The organism is Mesorhizobium sp. C264A (assembly GCF_040324515.1).
Lineage (GTDB): Bacteria > Pseudomonadota > Alphaproteobacteria > Rhizobiales > Rhizobiaceae > Mesorhizobium.
The window spans coordinates 2,005,294-2,024,776 of sequence record NZ_JAMYVY010000001.1; the positions used below are offsets into that span (position 1 = coordinate 2,005,294).

At 63.9% G+C, this 19,483-nt stretch carries 19 protein-coding genes and 2 pseudogenes; 8 read left to right on the forward strand and 13 right to left on the reverse strand.

What is annotated here, in order from left to right:
* The 4 genes from NKL04_RS09890 (at position 1) to NKL04_RS09905 (ending at position 4,051) form a co-directional block, all read left to right on the forward strand.
* Complete coding sequence (locus NKL04_RS09890) at positions 1-1,374, forward strand: aminotransferase family protein (RefSeq protein WP_023690163.1); 1,374 nt, start codon at positions 1-3, stop codon at positions 1,372-1,374.
* Positions 1,375-1,384: 10 nt separating this feature from the next.
* Entirely contained in the window at positions 1,385-2,314 is a 930-nt protein-coding gene (kce, locus tag NKL04_RS09895; RefSeq protein WP_023669064.1) for a 3,5-dioxohexanoate:acetyl-CoA acetone transferase, read from the forward strand.
* Positions 2,315-2,522: 208 nt separating this feature from the next.
* Complete coding sequence (locus NKL04_RS09900) at positions 2,523-3,026, forward strand: GNAT family N-acetyltransferase (RefSeq protein WP_031196820.1); 504 nt, start codon at positions 2,523-2,525, stop codon at positions 3,024-3,026.
* On the forward strand, positions 3,023-4,051 hold the full coding sequence (locus NKL04_RS09905) for a histone deacetylase family protein (protein ID WP_023700836.1): 1,029 nt from the start codon (positions 3,023-3,025) through the stop codon (positions 4,049-4,051). Before NKL04_RS09900 ends, NKL04_RS09905 begins: the two co-directional genes overlap by 4 nt.
* Positions 4,052-4,055: 4 nt before the next feature.
* On the opposite strand, the gene NKL04_RS09910 is transcribed toward NKL04_RS09905, so the two are convergent.
* The 3 genes from NKL04_RS09910 to NKL04_RS09920 form a co-directional block, all read right to left on the reverse strand.
* Positions 4,056-5,318, reverse strand: a complete 1,263-nt coding sequence (locus tag NKL04_RS09910) for a cysteine desulfurase-like protein (RefSeq protein ID WP_023700837.1) — start codon at positions 5,316-5,318, stop codon at positions 4,056-4,058.
* Positions 5,319-5,370: 52 nt separating this feature from the next.
* The gene (locus NKL04_RS09915) at positions 5,371-6,438 is read right to left on the reverse strand and encodes an aldo/keto reductase (protein ID WP_023700838.1); all 1,068 of its coding nucleotides are present in this window, start codon (positions 6,436-6,438) and stop codon (positions 5,371-5,373) included.
* Positions 6,439-6,555: 117 nt separating this feature from the next.
* A complete protein-coding gene (locus NKL04_RS09920) occupies positions 6,556-7,101 on the reverse strand; it encodes a hypothetical protein (RefSeq protein ID WP_245271382.1) in 546 nt (181 codons plus the stop codon).
* A gap of 329 nt (positions 7,102-7,430) precedes the next feature.
* Here NKL04_RS09920 and NKL04_RS09925 point away from each other — a divergent pair, with 329 nt between their 5' ends.
* Positions 7,431-7,595 (forward strand): hypothetical protein, encoded by a 165-nt coding sequence (locus tag NKL04_RS09925; RefSeq protein WP_023690170.1) that lies wholly within the window; start codon positions 7,431-7,433, stop codon positions 7,593-7,595.
* 76 nt (positions 7,596-7,671) lie between these two features.
* Here NKL04_RS09925 and NKL04_RS09930 read toward each other — a convergent pair whose 3' ends face one another.
* The gene (locus NKL04_RS09930; RefSeq protein ID WP_023700840.1) at positions 7,672-8,178 is read right to left on the reverse strand and encodes a DUF1993 domain-containing protein; all 507 of its coding nucleotides are present in this window, start codon (positions 8,176-8,178) and stop codon (positions 7,672-7,674) included.
* A 124-nt stretch (positions 8,179-8,302) separates the two neighbouring features.
* Here NKL04_RS09930 and NKL04_RS09935 point away from each other — a divergent pair, with 124 nt between their 5' ends.
* Positions 8,303-9,361 carry a DUF1176 domain-containing protein gene (locus NKL04_RS09935; protein ID WP_023700841.1) on the forward strand — a complete coding sequence of 353 codons (1,059 nt, stop codon included), beginning with the start codon at positions 8,303-8,305 and terminating at the stop codon, positions 9,359-9,361.
* 36 nt (positions 9,362-9,397) lie between these two features.
* On the opposite strand, the gene NKL04_RS09940 is transcribed toward NKL04_RS09935, so the two are convergent.
* From NKL04_RS09940 to NKL04_RS09980, 9 genes and pseudogenes are all read right to left on the reverse strand, one after another.
* Positions 9,398-10,465: an epoxide hydrolase family protein gene (locus tag NKL04_RS09940; RefSeq protein WP_245271383.1), complete on the reverse strand. Its 1,068-nt coding sequence runs from the start codon at positions 10,463-10,465 to the stop codon at positions 9,398-9,400.
* A 46-nt stretch (positions 10,466-10,511) separates the two neighbouring features.
* Positions 10,512-10,604: pseudogene (locus NKL04_RS09945) on the reverse strand (hypothetical protein); the annotation flags it as partial.
* A 74-nt stretch (positions 10,605-10,678) separates the two neighbouring features.
* Positions 10,679-11,536: an alpha/beta hydrolase gene (locus NKL04_RS09950; RefSeq protein WP_031209338.1), complete on the reverse strand. Its 858-nt coding sequence runs from the start codon at positions 11,534-11,536 to the stop codon at positions 10,679-10,681.
* Between the two features lie 238 nt (positions 11,537-11,774).
* Positions 11,775-13,385 (reverse strand): NTP transferase domain-containing protein, encoded by a 1,611-nt coding sequence (locus NKL04_RS09955; RefSeq protein WP_023700843.1) that lies wholly within the window; start codon positions 13,383-13,385, stop codon positions 11,775-11,777.
* Positions 13,382-14,086, reverse strand: a complete 705-nt coding sequence (locus NKL04_RS09960) for an XdhC family protein (RefSeq protein ID WP_023700844.1) — start codon at positions 14,084-14,086, stop codon at positions 13,382-13,384. Before NKL04_RS09960 ends, NKL04_RS09955 begins: the two co-directional genes overlap by 4 nt.
* A 2-nt stretch (positions 14,087-14,088) precedes the next feature.
* Positions 14,089-14,427: an XdhC family protein gene (locus NKL04_RS09965; protein WP_023700845.1), complete on the reverse strand. Its 339-nt coding sequence runs from the start codon at positions 14,425-14,427 to the stop codon at positions 14,089-14,091.
* A 57-nt stretch (positions 14,428-14,484) separates the two neighbouring features.
* Positions 14,485-15,750, reverse strand: coding sequence for a vWA domain-containing protein (locus NKL04_RS09970; protein WP_023700846.1), 1,266 nt, complete (start codon positions 15,748-15,750; stop codon positions 14,485-14,487).
* 4 nt (positions 15,751-15,754) lie between these two features.
* Complete coding sequence (locus NKL04_RS09975) at positions 15,755-16,684, reverse strand: AAA family ATPase (RefSeq protein ID WP_023700847.1); 930 nt, start codon at positions 16,682-16,684, stop codon at positions 15,755-15,757.
* Positions 16,681-17,207 (reverse strand): annotated as a pseudogene (locus tag NKL04_RS09980) (flavin reductase). Before NKL04_RS09980 ends, NKL04_RS09975 begins: the two are co-directional and overlap by 4 nt.
* A 179-nt stretch (positions 17,208-17,386) precedes the next feature.
* On the opposite strand from NKL04_RS09980, the gene NKL04_RS09985 reads away from it, so the two are divergent.
* Together NKL04_RS09985 and NKL04_RS09990 are read left to right on the forward strand one after the other, a co-directional pair.
* Positions 17,387-18,457 carry a branched-chain amino acid ABC transporter substrate-binding protein gene (locus NKL04_RS09985; RefSeq protein WP_023700849.1) on the forward strand — a complete coding sequence of 357 codons (1,071 nt, stop codon included), beginning with the start codon at positions 17,387-17,389 and terminating at the stop codon, positions 18,455-18,457.
* The gene (locus NKL04_RS09990; RefSeq protein ID WP_023700850.1) at positions 18,457-19,476 is read left to right on the forward strand and encodes a P1 family peptidase; all 1,020 of its coding nucleotides are present in this window, start codon (positions 18,457-18,459) and stop codon (positions 19,474-19,476) included. The genes NKL04_RS09985 and NKL04_RS09990 overlap by 1 nt, the downstream gene beginning before the upstream one ends.
* The last annotated feature ends 7 nt before the right edge of the window (positions 19,477-19,483 follow it).

A 19,483-nucleotide genomic window follows, 5' to 3' on the forward strand; every position in this document is an offset into this window, starting at 1 on the left:
ATGCAGAAGCCCTCATCAACTGGTTCAGAAACGCGCGCGCCATCGCACCTGTTCTACCTCTCCAGCCTGCGCCGGCCGCTGATCGACCGCGCCGAAGGCATCTATATGTGGACGCAGGACGGCCGCCGCTTCATCGACGGATCGAGCGGGCCGATGGTCGCCAATATCGGTCACTCCAACCGCAACGTGCTGGACGCCATGAAGCGGCAGATGGACCGCGCCACCTTCGCCTACCGCCTGCATTTCGAGAACGAGCCGGCGGAAGAACTGGCGCGGGAGCTCGCCGGCAAACTGCCGGAGGGCATGGACCGAATCTTCTTCGTCTCCGGCGGTTCGGAGGCGACGGAATCCTGCATCAAGCTGGCGCGGCAATGGGCGGTCGCGACCGGCCAGCCGAAGCGCTGGAAGGTTATCACGCGTTTTCCCTCCTATCATGGCGGCACGCTGGGTTCGCTTTCGATAACCGGCGACGATGCGCTGGCCGAAACGTTCACACCGATGATGCGGGTGATGCCGACCGTGCCGGCGCCGACGGCATGGCGCGACCGCGACAATCTTTCGATGGAGCAGCGCGGCGTCCGCTATGCCGACATGCTGGAGGAGAAGATCCAGGCCGAGGGCCCGGACAGCGTGCTCGCCTTCATCATGGAGCCGATCGGCGGTGCGGCGACTTCGGCCCTCGTCGCACCGGACAGCTATTATCCGCGTATACGCGAGATCTGCGACCGCTACGGCATCCTGCTCATCCATGATGAAGTGATGAGCGGCGCCGGCCGCACCGGAAAATTCCTTGGCGGCGACCATTGGAACTGCAAGCCCGACATCGTCGCGCTGTCGAAGGGGCTTGGCTCCGGCTATGCGCCGCTCGGCGCGCTGGCCGCCCCGATGCGGCTGGTCGAGCCGCTGCTGGCGTCGGGCGGCTTCCAGCATGGCCACACCTATGCTGGCAATCCGCTCGCCTGCGCGGCCGGGCTCGCCGTGCTCGGCGAGATGGACCGCCTCGACCTGATCGCCAATGCCGCCGCGATGGGCGACGTGCTGATGGACGGGCTGAAAGGGCTGGCGAAGCGTTTTCCGTTCATCGCCGATGTCCGAGGCAAAGGCCTGCTCACCGGCGCCGAGATGGTTGCCGATCCCGAAACTCTACGGCCGATCGAACAGGGCAAGAAAGCCACGCAGCGCCTGCTCGACCTCGCCTACGAGCGCGGGCTGATCATCTACGGCCGCAGGGTCAAGGGCGGTGTCGACGGCGACAATTTCATGGTGGCGCCGCCGATGATCGTCACGGCTGAAGAGGTCGGGGAGATCATTTCCATCATCGGCGATTCGCTGGAAGTTCTGGCCGCCGAACTCGACCTGCCGGTCGAAGGCTGAGGGCTAAAGAATGGCGCCGAGGAAAGTCATCATCACCTGCGCGGTCACTGGCTCGGTGCACACCCCGTCCATGTCGCCCTATCTGCCGGTGACGCCGGACCAGATCGCGACCGACGCCATCGCGGCGGCCGAGGCTGGCGCCTCAATCCTGCATCTCCACGCCCGCGATCCCAAAGACGGCCGGCCGACCGCCGATCCTGAGGTGTTCATGCAGTTCCTGCCGCGCATCAAGCAAGCGACCGATGCGGTGATCAACATCACCACCGGCGGTTCGTCGATGATGACGCTCGACCAGCGGCTGGCGGCACCACTGCGGGCCGAGCCGGAAATGTGCTCGCTCAACATGGGCTCGATGAATTTCGCGCTGTTCCCGATGCTCGACAAGCCAAGGGAGTGGCAGCACGAGTGGGAACCAAAGCTGCTCGAAGCCACGCGCGACACCATCTTCAAGAACACCTTTGCCGATATGGAAGGCGTGCTCGAAAAGCTCGGCAAGGGCTGCGGCACGCGCTTTGAGTTCGAATGCTACGATGTCGGCCATCTCTATTCGCTGGCGCATTTTCGCGACCGCGGGCTGGTGTCGGGGCCGCTGTTCATCCAGTTCGTGCTCGGCATTCTCGGCGGCATCGGCGCCGATCCCGACAATCTCATCCATATGAAGCGCATCGCCGACAAGCTGTTCGGCGACAGCTACCAGTTCTCGGTGCTCGCCGCCGGCCGCCATCAGATGCCCCTGATCTCGATCGCGGCGGCGATGGGCGGCAATGTCCGCGTCGGGCTGGAGGACAGTCTCTACGATGGACGGCAATTGGCGAAATCCAATGCCGATCAGGTGCGCAGGATACGCGCCATTCTCGACGGGTTGTCGCTGGAAGTCGCAACGCCAACCGAGGCGCGCGAGATGCTGGCGCTGAAGGGTGGCGATAGGGTGGCGTTTTGAGATGATTGATCTGCGATGATGGCGTTCTGGCACACCCCCCTCTGGCCTGCCGGCCATCTCCCCCTCAAGGGGGGAGATCGGATGTCACTGCGGCCTTCGCCAATCTCAATCGTTGCAAAATGGATGGCAGCGCCAAAGCTGCCAATCTCCCCCCTTGAGGGTGAGATGTCCGGCAGGACAGAGGGGGTGCCTGGGCGCCTTGCCTATCGTGAGTACAGTCACCCTCCGCCCCGGCACCATCGACGACGTCGACACCATCCATGCCGCGCTGCTCAAGCTCGGCACCCATATCGGCGCGCATCAGGAGATCACGTCCACTGCCGACGATCTCCGCCGCTACGGCTTTGGCGACAAACCCGCCTTCTCCACCCTGATCGCCGAGATCGGCGGCGATTTTGCGGGGCTCTGCCTGCATTTCCCGATCTTCTCGACATGGATGGGGCGGCCCGGCGTCTATATCCAGGACCTCTATGTCGAGGACCGGTTTCGCGGCCGCAAGATCGGCGAAAGACTGCTGCGCCGGGTCGCGCGCGACTGCCGCCGGGATGGCGGCGCCTATCTTAGGCTGTCCGTCGACACCGACAATGACGGCGCCAAGGCTTTTTATGAGCGGCTGGGCATCGCCTGGTCGAGCTACGAGCAGACGCAGAAGATTGTTGGCGATGCCTTTTTCGCCTTTGCCGATGCAGCGCAGGATGGGGACGCGGAATGAAAGCCTTCTTTGCCGAGGAGCAGAAACGCCACGACCCGAAGGCCTTTCTGTCCAGCGGTGCGCCGCAGCCCAATCCCGAACAGCCGGAGCGGGTAGAGCGATTGTTAGCCGGCGCAAAATCCGCCGGATTGATGATCGAGCGGCCCAGGGAACATGGCCTAGGCCCGGTGGCGGCCGTGCATACGCCGGAGTATCTCGCCTTCCTCGAACACATTTTTGCGCGCTGGCAGCGCATCGAGGGCGCATCCGCGGAAGTCATCCCCAACATCCATCCACTGGCCCGCACAGGGTCCTATCCGGCCTCGGCGGTCGGCCAGGCCGGCTACCACATGGCCGACACCGCTTGCCCGATCTCCGCCGAAACCTGGCAAAGCGCGCTGTGGAGCGCCTGGAGCTCGGTCGAAGCGGCGGAAGCTGTCATGGCAGGCGCGCCTGCCGCTTATGCGCTCTGCCGGCCGCCCGGCCATCATGCCTTTGCCGATGTCGCCGGCGGCTTCTGCTTCATCAACAATTCAGCGGTCGCGGCCCAGGTGTTGCGCAAGCAGGCAGCGCGGGTGGTGATCCTCGATGTCGACCTGCATCACGGCAACGGCACGCAAGGCATCTTTTATACGCGTTCCGACGTCCTGACGGTGTCGCTGCACGCCGATCCGGTGCGCTTCTATCCGTTCTTCTGGGGCCATGCCGATGAGCGCGGCGAAGGTCCGGGCCTCGGCTATAATTTCAACCTGCCATTGCCGCGCAAATCAGCCGACGCGGCGTTTCTGGAGGCCCTCGAAGTGGCGTTCCAGCGTATCCGCGCCTTTTCGCCGGACGCGCTGGTCGTGGCGCTCGGTCTCGATGCGTTCGAGGACGATCCGTTCGGCGGGCTTTCGGTGACCACGCCCGGTTTCTCGCGGATCGGCGAGGCAATTGCCAAGCTTGGCCTGCCGACGATTATCGTCCAGGAAGGCGGCTATCTCTGCGACGCGCTCGGCGACAATCTCACGGCGTTCCTCACCGGTTTCGGCGGCAAACAGCGATAGCTGACTAGCGCTGCTGCCTCAGCATGGCGATCTCCCGGTGCACGCTTTCCAACGTCTCGTCGATCTCTGCCGCCGTGTTGTAGTGCGCAACACCGATGCGCACGACGCCCTGCTCGGCCGGAATGCCGAGATGGTGGACGATCTCCCAGGCGTAGTTGTGACCCGACCATAGAAAAATGTTCTCGGCATTCATCTGCCGCACGATCGTCTCTGGCACGATGCCGTCGACGGTGAAGGACACGGTCGGCACGCGCTCAATGACACGCTTCTGATCTGTGATGCCGCGGATGGTCAGGCCCTCAATGGCGGACAGCCCATCGATCAGCCTCAGCGCCAGCGGGTTTTCGTAGGCGATCGACACTTCGTATGCCTTTGCGATCTTTTGCCTTCGCGAACCGCCCTCGCCGGCCGCAGCACCGAGTTCGGCGAAGTAATCGACCGCTGCGGTAAGTCCGGCCATCAGTTCGATCTGCGGCGTACCGAGTTCGAAGCGCTCCGGCAGGCCATTGGACGAGCAACGGCATTTGTAGGGTTTCAGCGCATCGATGATGTCGCGGCGTCCCCACAATATGCCCATGTGCGGGCCGAAGAATTTGTAGGCCGAGCAGATCAGGAAGTCGCAGCCGAGATCCTGCACGTCGACCAGCCCGTGCGGCGCGAACTGCACGGCATCGACATAGACGAGCGCGCCGGCCTGTTTGGCGATGGCCGTCAGCGCCTTGACCCGGTTGATCGAGCCGGTGAGGTTCGACGCATAGTTCAGCGCAACGAGTTTTGTCCTGTCGGTAAGCAGAGCGCTGAGCGCCGCCTCCTCGACCTGCCAGCTGTTCTCGTCGAAGGGCAGGAAGCGCACCACAAGGCCGAGGTCCTCGGCCAGCTGCAGCCAGGGCGAGACGTTGCCCTCATGATCCATGCGGGTGACGATGATCTCGTCGCCGGGCTTGAAGTCGCGACCGAGCGTACGCGACATGTGATAGGTCAGCGTCGTCATGTTGGCGCCGATGATTATTTCCTCCGCGCTCGCTGCACCCAGGAAATCGGCCATCGCCGCATGGGCGTCGTCGAACACCTTTTGCGCGGCAAGCGTGGTTTCGAAATAGCCGCCGAGATTGGCGTTGGTGGTGAGGAGGCAGCGCGCCACCGCGTCGGCAACCGCTTGCGGCACCTGGGTGCCGGCCGGATTGTCGAGATAGATGCGCCGGCGGCCCTTGTCGGTCAGGTCCAGCGCCGGAAATTTTCCCCTGACGGTCTCGATCGGAAAATCCATGGCTGTCCCCTTCCCCTTGTCTTTGCTCGGCAATCCCGGCCAAACGGTCTGCTTATGGGCACGGATTGCCGACGCGCTGGTGGATCGCATCCACGCCCTTCTGCATCTCGTCGGTCCAGGTCACGTCGGCTGACGACAGCGCCATCTCAAGCTGGGCAATCGTCGTCGCGCCGATGATGCTGGACGTGACGAAAGGCCGGCTGGCGACATAGGCGTTGGCAAACAGCGCCGGTTCAAGGCCGAAGGAACGCGCCAGTTTGTTGTATGCGAGCTGCGCCTCCGCCGCATTTGGCGTCTCGTAGCGCTGGCCGCGGTTGAACAGCTGCGAGCGCGAACCCTGCGGCCGTGCGCCGTGGTCGTATTTGCCGGTGAGATAGCCCTGCGCCAGCGGCGAATAGGCGAGAAAGCCGACATCCTCGCGTTCGCAGGCCTCGGCGAGGTTCACCTCGAACGTGCGGTTGACCAGATTGTAGGCGTTCTGCAGCGAAACGACGCGCGGGCCGACGCCCTTGTCGGCCTCGGCAATGAAGCGCATGACGCCCCAGGAGCTTTCGTTCGACAGGCCGAGATGGCGGATCTTTCCTGCCTTCACCAGTTCATCGAAGACAGCCAGCGTCTCGGCGATCGGCGTCTCGCCGGGCGGCGCGCCAACGGCATCGGCACGGCGCGGCACAGCACCCACGCGGGTCGGGTTGGCGCCCCAGGGGATGTCGCGCTCCGGCCAATGGATCTGATAGAGATCGAGATAGTCGGTGCCGAGCTTGGACAGCGATTTGTCGATGGCGTCAAAGATGTCGGCGCGCACCAATTTCGACGGACGGTCGCCACGAAACCAGCTGTTGGCGGTGCGGCCGACCACCTTCGAGGCCAGGATCACCTTGTCGCGGTTGCCCTTGGCCTTCATCCAGCTGCCGATGATCTTTTCCGTGCGCCCCTGCGTCTCGGCCTTGGGCGGGATCGGGTAGAGCTCGGCGGTGTCGATGAAATTCACGCCGCGCTCAAAAGCCAGATCCATCTGCGCATGGCCATCGGCCTCGGTGTTCTGCTCGCCCCAGGTCATCGACCCCAGGCAGATCTGGGTCACAAGAAGATCGGTCCGACCGAGACGGCGTTTATGCATCGAATTTTCTCCGGCGGGAATTGCGCGGCTACGCGGGAAGGAAGCCGCATCTATAGGGAAAGCGGCGCCGCTCTCCAACCCTCAGGGAACCCGACTTTTGCGTGAACCCTGGAAAAGTCAGCGCCGGACGCCGGCCAGCGCGCGCCGCTTGGCCTCGTCGATCAGCATGTTGGCCACCTGCATGCGGATCATGGCGCGCTGGCGCAGATGCGGCGCGACGCGGTCGGGGTGGTTGGCGAAGGCAAAGCTGCGGCGTATGCGGCCGAGATCGGCGCTCTTGACGGGATGATCGAGGCCGAGCTCGATGGCGATCGCGTCAGGATCGATCGGCGGCAGTTTTTCCTCGGGCTTTGCCTCCTCGCCGGCCAGCGCCAGCTTGGCATGATCGAGAAGGGCCGCGAATTCGGCGGCCAGATCGGCTCCCGCCTCGCGATATTCGGCGGCGAACGTTTCGCCCGAGACCTTGATGCGGCCGGAATGAAGCTCGTCGGCCACCGAGAGATAGTCGAACGGGATCGATGGCCGGGCGCTCGTCTCTTCCGCCGCCGCCTCATCCTTGTCGGAGGCAACGAACAGATCGTCGAGCAAGGAAGCGAAATCCCGCTTGGCGCCGATGTCAGCCTCCCCCTCGTTTAAGCGTGCGAACAGAGCCGGTCGCAGCATAGAACCGGCTCGTTAAAAATGAATGCCGCTGATCTTAAGGAGTTTAGGCGTTCGCCAAGCTTGCGCGGATCGGTTGTTGGTGGGGGAAGCTCAACAAAAAGCCGGACTGCATTTGCATGCAGTCCGGAAATTCGCCAGGAGTGGCGAGGAAAAGCCGGCCATGTGCCAGCGTCTATGCATACGGTGGGGATGCGCCACAAGTTTCAGCGCACGCGGCAATTGTGCCGAAAAAAATTCGCCGGGCATGGCTGCCATGCAAATGCTGCACTGCACAATCTTCACAATTTTCCTATACTCGGCTCCGTGGAGGATCAACAAGGGGCCGAATCATGGGGTTCTTCACTGAAATGTTTGCCCGTCCGCGTCCGCAGGAGCATCAGCGTTACCGCTCGGCACTGGCCTTGCTTCACTCGATGAGCAATGCCGACCGCGCCGACATCGGCGTCAAGCCGGCCGATTTCCCGCGCATCGCGCGCGAAATGTCACTGCGTTGATCAAGGCCTTGGCGCTGAACCAGCGTCAAACGAAGTTTCCCGGCAGCGGCCGGGAAACCTCGCAACGCGCAATTCTTCAACGATTCCCGAGATAGGCACCCTTGGTCAGCGGCACGCCATTGTGGCGCAGGATGTCGTAAGCCGTGGTCACGTGGAAATAGAAGTTGGGCATGGCGACATGCAGCAGATACTGCATGCCGGGCATCGAAGCCTCGCGCTGGCCAAATTTCAGTTCGACCACCCTGTCATCCGAGCCATCGAATTCGGCGGCCGAGAACGACGCCAAAAGCTCGAGCGTCTTGGCAAGGCGCGCCTGAAGCTCGGCGAAGGTCGCTTCATTGTCTTCGTATTTCGGCACCTCGCGACGGGCCAGCCGTGATGGCGCGCCCTTGGCGTGGTCGGTGGCGACCTGCACCTGCCTGACCAGCGCGTACATGTCGGGCGCCAACCTCGCGGTCAAAAACACCTGCGGGTCGATCTTGCGCTCGGTTGCATTCTGTTCGGCCGCCGACAGCACGCCGGACAGCGCCTTCAGCCTGGCCGAAAACACTGGCACCGAGGCTTCATACATCGATAGTGTCACGTTCAAATCTCCATTGCGGCTGAAGCGCCGACGGCGGGACGTAGCGCCTTCCTGGAGGATTTTTCAAGCGTCACCACGTCGCCGCAATCGATGTGATAGAATCCTGTCGTGGTGGAGATCCCCGATGAGACTTGTCTTTCTGGCAGCGACCGCTTTTTTCTCCCTTGCTGTATCCAGCCAAGCTTTGTTGGCCGATGATGACCCGGCGACCGATGACCAGGCACCTTATGTCGACGACAGGTCGGATGCCGCAGCCGTCATTCGCTCGCTCTACAGCGCCATCAACCGGCACGAATTCGCCCGCGCCTGGGCTTACTACGGCGATACCAAGCCGGCAAAGGATTTCGACACTTTCGTCAAGGGCTATGACGGCACCGACAAGGTCGACGTGGAAACCGGCGCCATTTCCGATGAAGGTGCCGCCGGCAGCATCTATTACAGCGTCCCGGTGGCCATCCGCGCCACCGACAAGGACGGCAACGAGGCGGTCTTCGCCGGCTGCTACACGCTGCGCCAGGTCAGCGCTCAGATCCAGGCCCCGCCATTCCGCCCGATCTTTATCGACAAGGGCGCGCTGAAGCCGTCCAAGGCCGATTTCGAGGAGGCTCTGCCGCCAAGCTGTGGTGACGGGCCGCCGCCGCCGAAGAAGGACACCGCACTCGAGCAGGTGAAGAAACTGTTCGCCGCCGATTATGGCGATCAGTGTGACAAGCAATTTCTCGGCGAGGAGCCGAACATCTTTTCGATCAAATACAAGGCAAAGGACGCGGCTGCCAGCGATCCCGACAAGGAAACGCGGCTTTTCGAGTTCTACTGCCAAGCGGCAGCCTATAACGCAAGTTCGGTCTACTACATGACCGACGAAGTATCGGGCGTGCGGCAGTTGCAGTTCACCGAGCCCGAAATGGATATCCGTTACGAGAACAATGACAGCGACGGCAAACTGCTGGGCATGGATATCATCGGCTTCCGCACATCCGGCTGGGCGGCCAATTCCGAATATGACGAAGACGCCAAGACGCTGACCACGTTCAACAAATGGCGCGGCATCGGCGACGCCTCGGACAAGGGGATATACCTGTTCCGTAACGGCGATTTTTCCCTCGTCCAATATGATGTGGACGCGTCTTACGATGGCGAGGAGAACCCGCAGACGGTGGTCGACTACAACACCGCGCCGTAGGGATCTTATCAGGAACCGCCGCGCTCAAGCAGTCCTTCACATTCGCCTTCTCGTTTCAGGCCGGGAACGCATCGGCCGGAAGAAGGCGCGAATGTCCTCGACCAGAAGACTCGGTTCCTCCAGCGCAGCGAAATGGCCCCCTCGCGGCATCGATGTCCATCGCTGAACGTCAAAGACCCGCGCCACCCAGGATCGAGGCGGCATCGGCAACTCGCGAGGGAAAAGCGCTACCCCAAATGGCGGCGAAACGCGTTCCAGCGTCTCGAACGCAAGAGGGAACAGTCGATTCTCCTTGTAGAGCCGCAAGGACGAGGTGAGCGCGTTGCTGAACCAATAGAGCGAAACATCCGTAAGGAGCGTGTCCATGCCGAAGGTGCGCTCCACGTCACCGTCGCAATCGCTCCAGCTACGGAACTTCTCGATCATCCAGGCTGCGAGACCGATCGGCGAGTCTGTCAGAGCATAAGCAAGCGTCTGAGGCTTCGTGCCCTGCAGATGGGCATAGGCGCCCTCCGTTGCCGTCCAGGCCGCGGCCTTTTCCAGAAAGGCCTGCTCCTCAACGGTGACAGGTGGCAGACCTGCACCCAAGGGTGGCCGATAGCTCCCGGGAATGTAATTGACGTGGACGCCAAGCACGCTTTCGGAATGGAGCCGTGCCATCCAGGCGGAAACGCCTGCGCCGATGTCGCCTCCTTGGGAAGCGAAGCGGTCGTAGCCGAGCCCGCGCATCAACTGTACCCATAACTCCGCGATGCGGCCGGAATGGAAGCCTGGTTCCGTCGGCGCCTGCGAAAAGCCGTATCCGGGCAAAGAGGGAACTACCACGTGGAAAGCGTCGGCCGGGTCACCACCATGGGCAGCTGGGTCTGCCAGCAATGGAATGACGTGTTCCATTTCGATGAACGAGCCGGGCCAGCCATGCGTTATGATCAGCGGCAGCGGCGCCGGTCCGTTGCCTGGCTGGTGGACAAAGTGGACATCTAGGTTGTTCAGCCTCGTCAGATATTGCGGCAGCCGGTTCAGCCGCGCCTCTTGCACTCTCCAGTCGAAGCGGTCTCGCCAGTAGTCCGCAAGGCGCTTGATGAATGGCAGGTCGGCCCCCATCGTTCCAGCCCGCTTCGCTTAGCGAAATTGGCCATCGTGTTGCGCTAAGCCGGCGCTGGAGATCTTCAAGTTGTTCGTTCGGAATTTGGATCTTGAAGGGGTGGGCGTCCATCGCTGTGCTTCCGATCTGTTGGATCATATCAGCCTACACCTAAGAGGATATCGGCCGAACCATGATTGCCAAAACCAAGGGGCACCCCTGGGCGATATGCCTTAGGGCGCCTTCGACAGCATCCAGTTCAGCGTTTGGCGCCAGTCGACCATGCGGATCGGCGTGCCATGGGTGCCGGTCTCGAACCGGACGAATCGGGTCGGATAGGCTTTCGAGTTCGCAGTGATGGAGCGGAAGAAGGCTTCCTGCTTCTCCACGGGAAAGACCGGATCCTTGCTGCCTTGGCCGAAGAACACCGGCACATGGCGCCTGTAGGCCGGGCTCGACAGGAAACTGTCATCCCACAGCGAGCCGAGCAGCAGCAGCCCGTTGATGCGCCGTCCCGTATCGCTGCGGCCGGCCAGCTTCCAGCACAGCGCGCCGCCCATCGAGCCACAGGCGACGAAGATTTTCGCGTCCGGCGAGGCCTCGGCATAGTGGCCGATCAGCGCTGCGACCTGGGCCGCGCCCTTGTCGCCGAAATCGGTGAAATCGGGTGAGAGATAGAGGCCGCCATTGCCGGCCATCAGGTTCTTGATGCGGTTGAAGTTGCCGCCGAAGGTGAAGTCGTCGACGCCCTGCTTGCGGCTGCCGCCCTGCCCGTGCAGGTAAAGCACGATGATACCGGCGCCTTCGGTCTTGCCTACGGCGACATGCCTGACATCGCCGGCATCGGTTTTCAGCATCAAATCCCGCTGCACCTTGCGCACGCCGGTGTCGGTATACTTAGCCTGCACGCGCTTTTCCGGCACTTCGTCGCGGTCGTTGATGTCGCGCATCTCGCGATAGTCGATGACGGTGTAGGCGCCTTTGTCCGTGGACGAGAGCGTCGCCGGATAGGCGAAGAGGTCATCCTTGTAGGGTTTTAGTTCGAGCGCGTCGGCGTGGGCGGCAGAGAACAGGAAAAAGAGCGAAATCAGAAGGCTATGGAGCGCGGCCGCCCCCCTCTGGCCTGCCGGCCATCTCCCCCTCAAGGGGGAGATTGGATATCACGCCGCCTTCCGCCAATCTTCAAAGCTGCAGGATAGACGCCGCCATCGAGGCTGCTGATCTCTCCCCTTGAGGGGGAGATGGCCGGCAGGCCAGAGGGGGGTAGAAGCGCTGAGGCAAGTAAAGAGAGAGCCATGCTAAAGGCATGCGTTTTTCGGCTTCGCTTTGTCAATCCTGCAGCACGCCGCCGGCGTCTTCGAGCGCCTCGCGGGTGTCGACATCGATCGACGCGCCGTCGCCGATCTCGACGTCGATGACATCCAGTCCCTCGGCCTCGACCAGATGGCGGGCGCCGGTGTCGCCCTCGAGGTGGGCGATGCCTCCAAACAGCGCGCGTGGCAGCAGCACCGGATTGCCGCGGCGGCCGTCATGGGCGGCACGCACCACTGAGCGGCCGCCGTCCCTACGGAAGGCCTCGATCAGCCTGTCGAGATCGGTCGAGGAAATGCCCGGCATGTCGCCGAGGACGATCATGGCGCCGGCCGCCTCGGCTCCAACGCGGGCAATGCCGGCTTTTAGAGACGAGGACAGGCCGTCGGCAAAATCCGGGTTGTCGGCAAAGATCACGTCGAGGCCCGAGAGAGCGGCGTGCACCCGCTCGCGCTGATGGCCGGTGACGACAACGGTGGCAGAAGCCTTGGAATCGAGCGCCCGTTCAGCGGTGCGGCGCACCAGCGGCTTGCCGTCGAACAGCGCCAGAAGCTTGTTCGGCCCGCCCATGCGGCTGGAGCGACCGGCGGCCAGAAGCACGATCTCGACCTTCAGCCCGGCTCTCGCCGGCAGCGGCTCGCGCGGCTGCGGCCTGGTCGGGATTTCCATCAAGAGGCCGCCAACGCCCATGCCGGCGATGTCCTTGGCGGTGACGTCGAGACCGGCGATCAGCCTGTCGAGCACCCAATCGAAACCGTTCTCCTTGGGGCTGCGGGCGCAACCGGGCGCGCCGATGACGCGCTTGCCGTCGAGCGTGCCCAGCACCAGCAGATTGCCGGGATCGACGGGCATGCCCGCGCGGATCACCGTGCCACCTGCTGCCTCGATCGCCGCCGGAACGACATCGTTGAAATCGCTCATCGCCGAGGCGCCGAAGATCACCACCATGTCGTTGTCGCGCGCCAGCGCGGCCGCTGCATCGGCGACGGGCGCAATCTCGTGCGGCGTGCGGCGCTCCGTCGTCAGCCGGGCGCCGGAGCGTGCCAGCCGCGCTTCGGTGACGCGCAGCGTTTTGTCGAGCACGCTGGGCTTGATGCCGGGCAGCATCGTCTGAATGACGCCGATGCGCACCGGATGGTAGGCGTTGACGGCGAAGATCTCGCCGCCGGCGCAGATCTTCGTCACCTTGTCGACCAGAGCCGTGGCAACAGCGAACGGGATGATCTTGACCGTCGCCACCATTTGCCCCGTCTCGACAGGTGCGTGCTGCGCCAGCGTGGCGATGGTGATGGTCGGGTCGACCGCATTGATGGCGTCGATCATGGCGGCATCGACGGTGAAGAGACCGGCGGCCTTGGCATGGAGGTTGACGCGGCCGGTCGCGGCCGGTTTTGCCTCGATGTTGCGGTGGGCCATGCTGGCAGCAATCTTTTCGGCCGCCGCATCCTCGCTGAGGTCATCGGCGGCAAGCACCGCCACGACGATCTCGGTAATGCCGGCCGCCTTCAGCACCGCCACGTCCTGCGTGCTCAGCCTGTGCGCCTTGCGGAAACGCCGCTCGCCGGCCGTCGTGGCATGCGCCAGCACCGCGCCTTGCGCCTGATCGATCGGGATCGGCCCGAACTTCACGCCGCCGCGCCTTTGGCTTCGAGACCGCGCGAGCGAAAGGCGTGGATCGTCTGCGCCAGGATGGCGACGGCGATCTCGGCCGGGCTCGCCGCGCCAATGTCGATACCGATCGGTGCGTGGATGCGGGCGATCTGGTCGGCGCTGGCGCCGAGCGCCAGCAGGCGCTCGACGCGCCTGGCGTGTGTTTTGCGGCTGCCGAGTGCGCCGACATAGAAACAGTTGGCGTCGAGCGCGGCCTTCAGTGCGAAATCGTCGATCTTCGGATCATGGGTGACGGCGGCGAGCGCCGTATAGCTGTCGAGCGGCTGGCGCTTCACCACATCCTCCGGCCATTCGGCATGCAGGGCTACATCGGGAAAACGGTCCGGGGTGGCGAAGGCGGTGCGCGGATCGACGATCTCCAAGGGATAGCCGGCGATCCTGGCCATCGGCGCCAGCGCCTGACTGATATGGACGGCGCCGACTACCACCAGGCGCGGCTGCGGCAAATGCGCGTTGAGGAAGAAGGTGCGCCCTTCAGCCTCGACCGAACCGGAATTGCCGGTGCGAAATGCCTTGGCGATCGCTTGCCCGAGTTCCCCGGCAACCTGGTCGCCTTCGCGCACGATGCGGTCGCGCCCGTTGCCGAGATCGGTGACCAGGATCGCGGCGCGGCGGGCCCGGCGTTCGGCATTGAGCGTTTTGAGAGCGTAGGGATCCATGCCTAACCAAGCCGCTCCACATAGACCTTGATGCGGCCGCCGCAGGACAGGCCGACCTGCCAGGCGGTTTCGTCGGCAACGCCGAACTCCAGCATCTTCGCTTTCCCCGAGTCGATGACGTCCATCGCCTCGCTCACCACAGCACCCTCGACGCAGCCGCCCGAGACCGAGCCGTGGAAATTGCCTTCGGCGTCGATGACCAAGTGGCTGCCGACCGGCCTCGGCGCCGAACCCCAGGTCTCGACCACCGTGGCGATGGCAACATCCTTGCCGTCCTTCATCCAACCTTCCGCGATGATCAAGGGGTCGCGGGCCTCATCGAGATAGATGCTGTTGTCCATGATCGCTTGCCTCAAAGTCTGTTTTCTCTGGGAGCCTGTTTTCGGAATCCAATATGGCTATGCGGCGCGCCTGACACCAGCGTCCAGCCAGCGACGCGGATCGACCGAAGCGGCGGATTTCTTGTCCAGCGAGGCGCAGAGGTCGGCCAGCGCATCGAGATTGTGCACCGAGCGGAACTCGTCGACATGAGGCAGCATCGCTCTGACGCCGCGGGCGCGGGCCTCGAAACCGTCGAAGCGCAATAGGGGATTCAGCCAGATCAGCCGCCGGCAGGTTTTGTGCAGGCGATCCATCTCCTCCGACAGGCCGGAAACATCGTCGCGCTCCAAACCGTCGGTGATCAAAAGCACCACCGCGCCCTGCCCGAGCACGCGGCGTGACCAGTGCTTGTTGAACTCCGCCAGCGTATCGCCGATGCGGGTGCCGCCCGACCAGTCCTTCACCGCCGCCGAGCAGTCGGCAAGGGCGGCATCGGGGTCGCGATGGCGCATCTGCCGCGTGAGATTGGTCAGTCGCGTGCCGAAGACGAAGGTGTGCACGCGCCGCCGTTTTTCGGTCAGCGCATGCAGAAAGTGCAGGAAGATGCGCGTGTACTGGCTCATCGAACCGGAGATATCGGCGAGAACCACCAGCGGCGGATGCACTTCGCGGGCTGAGCGGAATTTCGGCAGGATCAGTTCGCCGCCGGTGCGCGCGGCCGAGCGCATCATGGCGCGTGGATCGATACGGCGGCCATGCAGGTCTGCCTTGAAGCGTCGGGTACGGACCATGTCGAACGGCAGCCGCAGCCGGGCAATCGCCTTCTTGGCGTCTGCCATCTCGTCGGCATTCATCTGGGCAAAGTCCTTGCCGCGCAGGACTTCATTCCCGGAGAAGGTTAGCCGGGCGTCGACTTCGATCTCCGGGATTTCCCTGACCGGCCGATTCTTCTCGTGGCCTTCGAACATGGCCTGGCTGACGCGGTTTTCTGCCGCGCGCGGCTTTTGCTTCTCCCTGGTGTCGGGCGCCACCGGCGAGAACATCGCCAGAAGTTTCTCGATCAGCTCGCGCGATTTCCAGAACAGCCGGAAGGCTTCGTCGAAAACAGGGTGATCCTCGTGCCGCGACACCAGCACGGCATGCAGCGTCCAGTAGAAATCGTCGCGCGAACCGATGCCGGCTGCAAGCACCGCCTCGATCCCATCCTTGACCGAAGCCGGCCCGACCCGCATGCCGGATTTGCGCAACGTGCGGGCGAAATAGACAATGTTGTCGGCGATGCGCCCGTCTTCCGTCGCCTCTCTGGGGTCGGTCTCTTTGGGGTAAGCACCCGGCGCCTTCACTGCCCTACTCCGCCGCCGCCAGTTCGGCCTTGACCTCGTCGAGGATGCGCCGGCCCTCGCCCGCGCCGATGCGGGCAATGTCGTCCTGGTATTTCAACAAAACGCCGATCGTGTCGGAGACGGTCTCGGGATCGAGCGCCACCTTGTCGAGTTCGGTCAGCGCGCCGGCCCAGTCGATGGTTTCGGCGACACCCGGCGCCTTGAACAGCTCGACCCGGCGCAGCTTCTGGATGAACGACACCACTTCCGCGGAAAGTCGGCTGTTGGCCTGCGGCACCTTGCGGCGCACGATCTCCAGCTCGCGCTCGGCATTGGGATAGTCGACCCAGTGATAGAGGCAGCGCCGCTTCAGCGCGTCGTGGATTTCGCGGGTGCGGTTGGTGGTGATGATGACGATCGGCGGCTCCTCCGCCTTGATCGTGCCAAGCTCGGGCACCGTCACCTGGAAATCGGACAGGATTTCGAGCAGGAACGCCTCGAAGGCTTCGTCGGTGCGGTCGAGCTCATCGATCAGGAACACCGGGGCCGCACCCGCCTTGCCGGTCAGCGCATCGAGCACCGGCCGGCGGATCAGGTATTTTTCGGAAAAGACATTGCGCTCCATGTCGGAGCGGTCGACCGAGCCTGCCGCCTCCTCCATGCGGATCTCTATCATCTGCGCGGCGTAATTCCACTCATAGACAGCGGACGAGACGTCGAGCCCTTCATAGCATTGCAGGCGGATCAGCCGGCGGCCGAGTGCCTGCGCCAGCACCTTGGCGATCTCGGTCTTGCCGACGCCGGCCTCGCCCTCGAGGAAGAGCGGCCGCTGCATGCGCAGCGACAGGAACAGCACCGTTGCGAGCGAGCGGTCCGCGACATAGTCCGCGCCGGTCAGGAGATCGAGCGTTTCGTCGATCGTCCGCGGCGCGGGGCGCGGTTTCAGCTCGGTCATTCTTTCTCCGTTGCCGCCTCTGCTCCGCTCTGCAGCACGTGGTAGTCGCGGGCGTGGTAGATCAGCGGCCGCAAATTATCGCCCATGCGCAGGCCTGTCACCTTGCCAAAAGCACACGATGGGTGGCGAGATCCTTGGTGTCCATCAATTCGCAGTCGAAAACCGCAAGAGCGCCCTTCAGGGTAGGCGCGCCCGTCGATATGACATCCCACTCGCCAAGCGCGAAACGCTCATCGGCCGACAGCCCGGTCAGGCCTGAAAACGCCACTGATAGCGGCTGCTGGTGCGAAGCCAGCGTGTTCAGCGCAAACCGGCCGTTTTGCACGAACAGCTCGTTCTTGGCATTCTCGCGGTTGAGACAGACGAGAACCGTCGGCGGCGTGTCCGACACCGAACAGGCGGCAATCACCGTCGTGCCGCGTTTGCCGGCGGGCCCGTCGGTGGTCACCACATGGACGTGGCCGGCAAAATGCGCCATCGCGTCGCGATAGGCCTGAGGCCCTATGTCGTTCAACTTCAACACCGATGATTTTCCATAAGCGGGAACCCAAGCGTTATATATGGCGGCACACAATAGGCCACAAGCGAAGTGGTTGACGCCAATCCGCAATTCCCGTGTTGCGCCTGGGGCGGGCAGCCTTTAAGTCTTGGCACAAGAGACGCTGGAAGCATGCGACCGGCACGGAGGAATTCGTCGTCAGAATGCGACCCCCAACAGCTGTAATAGCGGCACTGCTCTGGCTGCTGCCGGCAAGCGCCGGCGCGCAGACGCTGCTTGTCGGCGTCGCCGCGCCCCTGTCCGGTCCGTCGGCGATCCTGGGCAAGCAGATCGAGGCGGGTGCTGCCCTGGCAGCAGAAGCCAACGGCGCCGAGATCAAGACGGTCGACGATGCCTGCACCGCCGATGGCGGGGCTGCCGCCGCCAGGGAATTCGCCGCTGCGAAGGTCGATATCGTCGTCGGCTTCCTCTGCACCGAGGCGATCCAGGCGGCGCTGCCGATCCTCAAGGACGCTGACATACCGGTCATCACCGTTGGCGTACGCACCGAAAGCCTGACCGATCGCCGCGCCAAAACCGGCTGGCCGGTCTACCGGCTGGGGCCACGCGGCGACGACGAGCGCAATGCCGTGGCCGGCATCCTGACCCGGCTGTGGCAGAGCGAATTGTTCGCCATCGTCGATGACGGGACCATCTATGGCCGCGAAATCGCCGAGACGCTGCGCGCAGCGGCCGAACAGGCGGCGCTGAAGCCGGTCTTCACAGACACGTTCCGGCCCCAGCTCGACAACCAGATCGGGCTGATCGGCCGGCTGAAGAAATCAGGCGCGACGCATGTCTTTGCCGGTGGCGACGGCGACGACATCGCCATTATGGGCCGCGACGCCGGCCAGCTCGAGGCCGGCATCGTCTTTGCCGGCGGCGAGAATTTGCGCACGCCACCCGGCGATGTGCCTTACGCCATCGGCACGCTGATGATCGCGCCGCCGGAATGGGCCGATGTCGCCGATCCCAAGGTGCTGGCGGCGTTTACGGCCAAAAACATCGCGCCGGATGGCTATGCCTTGCCGGCCTATGCGGCGGTGGAGATTGCCAAGACGGCCTCGGCCGCGCCCGAGACCTCGGGCAAGGGGCTGGCCGACGCGCTAACCGGGCATGATTTCACCACCGCGATCGGCCCGCTACGGTTCGACGACAAAGGCGATCTGAGCCAAAACCTCTATCGCGCCTTCCGCTTCGACGGGACGCGTTTCGTGCCGGCGGAGACGAATTGATGTTTCGCACCGGGCCGCGCAATCTGATCACCGATGTCGCCGGCTTGCGCGTCGGCAACGCGTCGGATGCCAGGCTGAAATCGGGCGTCACCACCGTATTGTGCGACGAACCGGCGGTCGGTGGCGTGCAGATCCTCGGCGGCGCGCCGGGCACGCGCGAGACCGACCTGCTCGAACCGCACAATTCCATCGAGGCGGTTCATGCCGTCGTGCTGTCGGGCGGCTCGGCCTTCGGCCTCGACGCCGCCTCCGGCGTTCAGGCAGCGTTGCGTGAAAACGGCATAGGCATCGATGTCGGCGGCTTTCGCGTGCCGATCGTGCCGGCGGCGATCCTGTTTGACCTGCGCAATGGCGGCGACAAGGCTTGGGGGCGTTATCCGCCCTACCGCGACCTCGGCTACGAAGCAGCTCAGGCGGCAACAGTCGACTTTCCGCTCGGCACAATCGGCGCTGGAACCGGCGCGCTAAGCTCCGGGCTGAAGGGCGGCCTCGGCTCGGCCTCGACCGTGCTCGACAGCGGCATCACCATCGGCGCGCTGGCCGCCGCCAACCCGACCGGCTCGGTAACGATCGCGCGGACCCGCTATTTCTGGGCAGCACCCTTCGAGATCGGCGATGAATTCGGAGGCCTCGGCTATCCCTCGCCGATGCCGGACGACGCCAGGCGGATCCTATTGAAACACCGCGACAAGCGTGTCGGTGGACAAGCCGAGGCCGGTGGCAACACCACCATCGCCGTCATCGCCACCGACGCCGTGCTGACCAAGGCGGCAGCCAAGCGGCTGGCCATTTCAGCGCATGACGGCTTCGTGCGCGCCATCTGGCCCGTGCACACGCCGGCTGACGGCGATCTGGTGTTCGCGCTGGCGACCGGCAAGAGCGGCATAGAACTCAGCGCCGACGATGCCGTCGATTTCTTTGCCGCCGCCGGCGCCACCATGGCGCGCGCCATCAGCCGCGGCATCCACGCCGCGACGCCGGCCGATGGCGATCTGTTTGCGGTGTGGTCGTCGCGCTGACTTTCAG

Excerpts from the sequence above, each read along its gene's own strand:
- NKL04_RS09940 (WP_245271383.1), bottom strand. The coding sequence starts at position 10,465 with ATGGGGGCCGACCTGCCATTCATCAAGCGCCTTGCGGACTACTGGCGA.
- NKL04_RS09960 (WP_023700844.1), bottom strand. The coding sequence starts at position 14,086 with ATGGATCCCTACGCTCTCAAAACGCTCAATGCCGAACGCCGGGCCCGC.
- NKL04_RS09925 (WP_023690170.1), top strand. The coding sequence starts at position 7,431 with ATGGGGTTCTTCACTGAAATGTTTGCCCGTCCGCGTCCGCAGGAGCAT.
- NKL04_RS09890 (WP_023690163.1), top strand. The coding sequence starts at position 1 with ATGCAGAAGCCCTCATCAACTGGTTCAGAAACGCGCGCGCCATCGCAC.
- NKL04_RS09985 (WP_023700849.1), top strand. The coding sequence starts at position 17,387 with ATGCGACCCCCAACAGCTGTAATAGCGGCACTGCTCTGGCTGCTGCCG.
- NKL04_RS09965 (WP_023700845.1), bottom strand. The coding sequence starts at position 14,427 with ATGGACAACAGCATCTATCTCGATGAGGCCCGCGACCCCTTGATCATC.
- NKL04_RS09975 (WP_023700847.1), bottom strand. The coding sequence starts at position 16,684 with ATGACCGAGCTGAAACCGCGCCCCGCGCCGCGGACGATCGACGAAACG.
- NKL04_RS09910 (WP_023700837.1), bottom strand. The coding sequence starts at position 5,318 with ATGGATTTTCCGATCGAGACCGTCAGGGGAAAATTTCCGGCGCTGGAC.
- kce (WP_023669064.1), top strand. The coding sequence starts at position 1,385 with ATGGCGCCGAGGAAAGTCATCATCACCTGCGCGGTCACTGGCTCGGTG.
- NKL04_RS09915 (WP_023700838.1), bottom strand. The coding sequence starts at position 6,438 with ATGCATAAACGCCGTCTCGGTCGGACCGATCTTCTTGTGACCCAGATC.
- NKL04_RS09990 (WP_023700850.1), top strand. The coding sequence starts at position 18,457 with ATGTTTCGCACCGGGCCGCGCAATCTGATCACCGATGTCGCCGGCTTG.
- NKL04_RS09905 (WP_023700836.1), top strand. The coding sequence starts at position 3,023 with ATGAAAGCCTTCTTTGCCGAGGAGCAGAAACGCCACGACCCGAAGGCC.
- NKL04_RS09920 (WP_245271382.1), bottom strand. The coding sequence starts at position 7,101 with ATGCTGCGACCGGCTCTGTTCGCACGCTTAAACGAGGGGGAGGCTGAC.
- NKL04_RS09935 (WP_023700841.1), top strand. The coding sequence starts at position 8,303 with ATGAGACTTGTCTTTCTGGCAGCGACCGCTTTTTTCTCCCTTGCTGTA.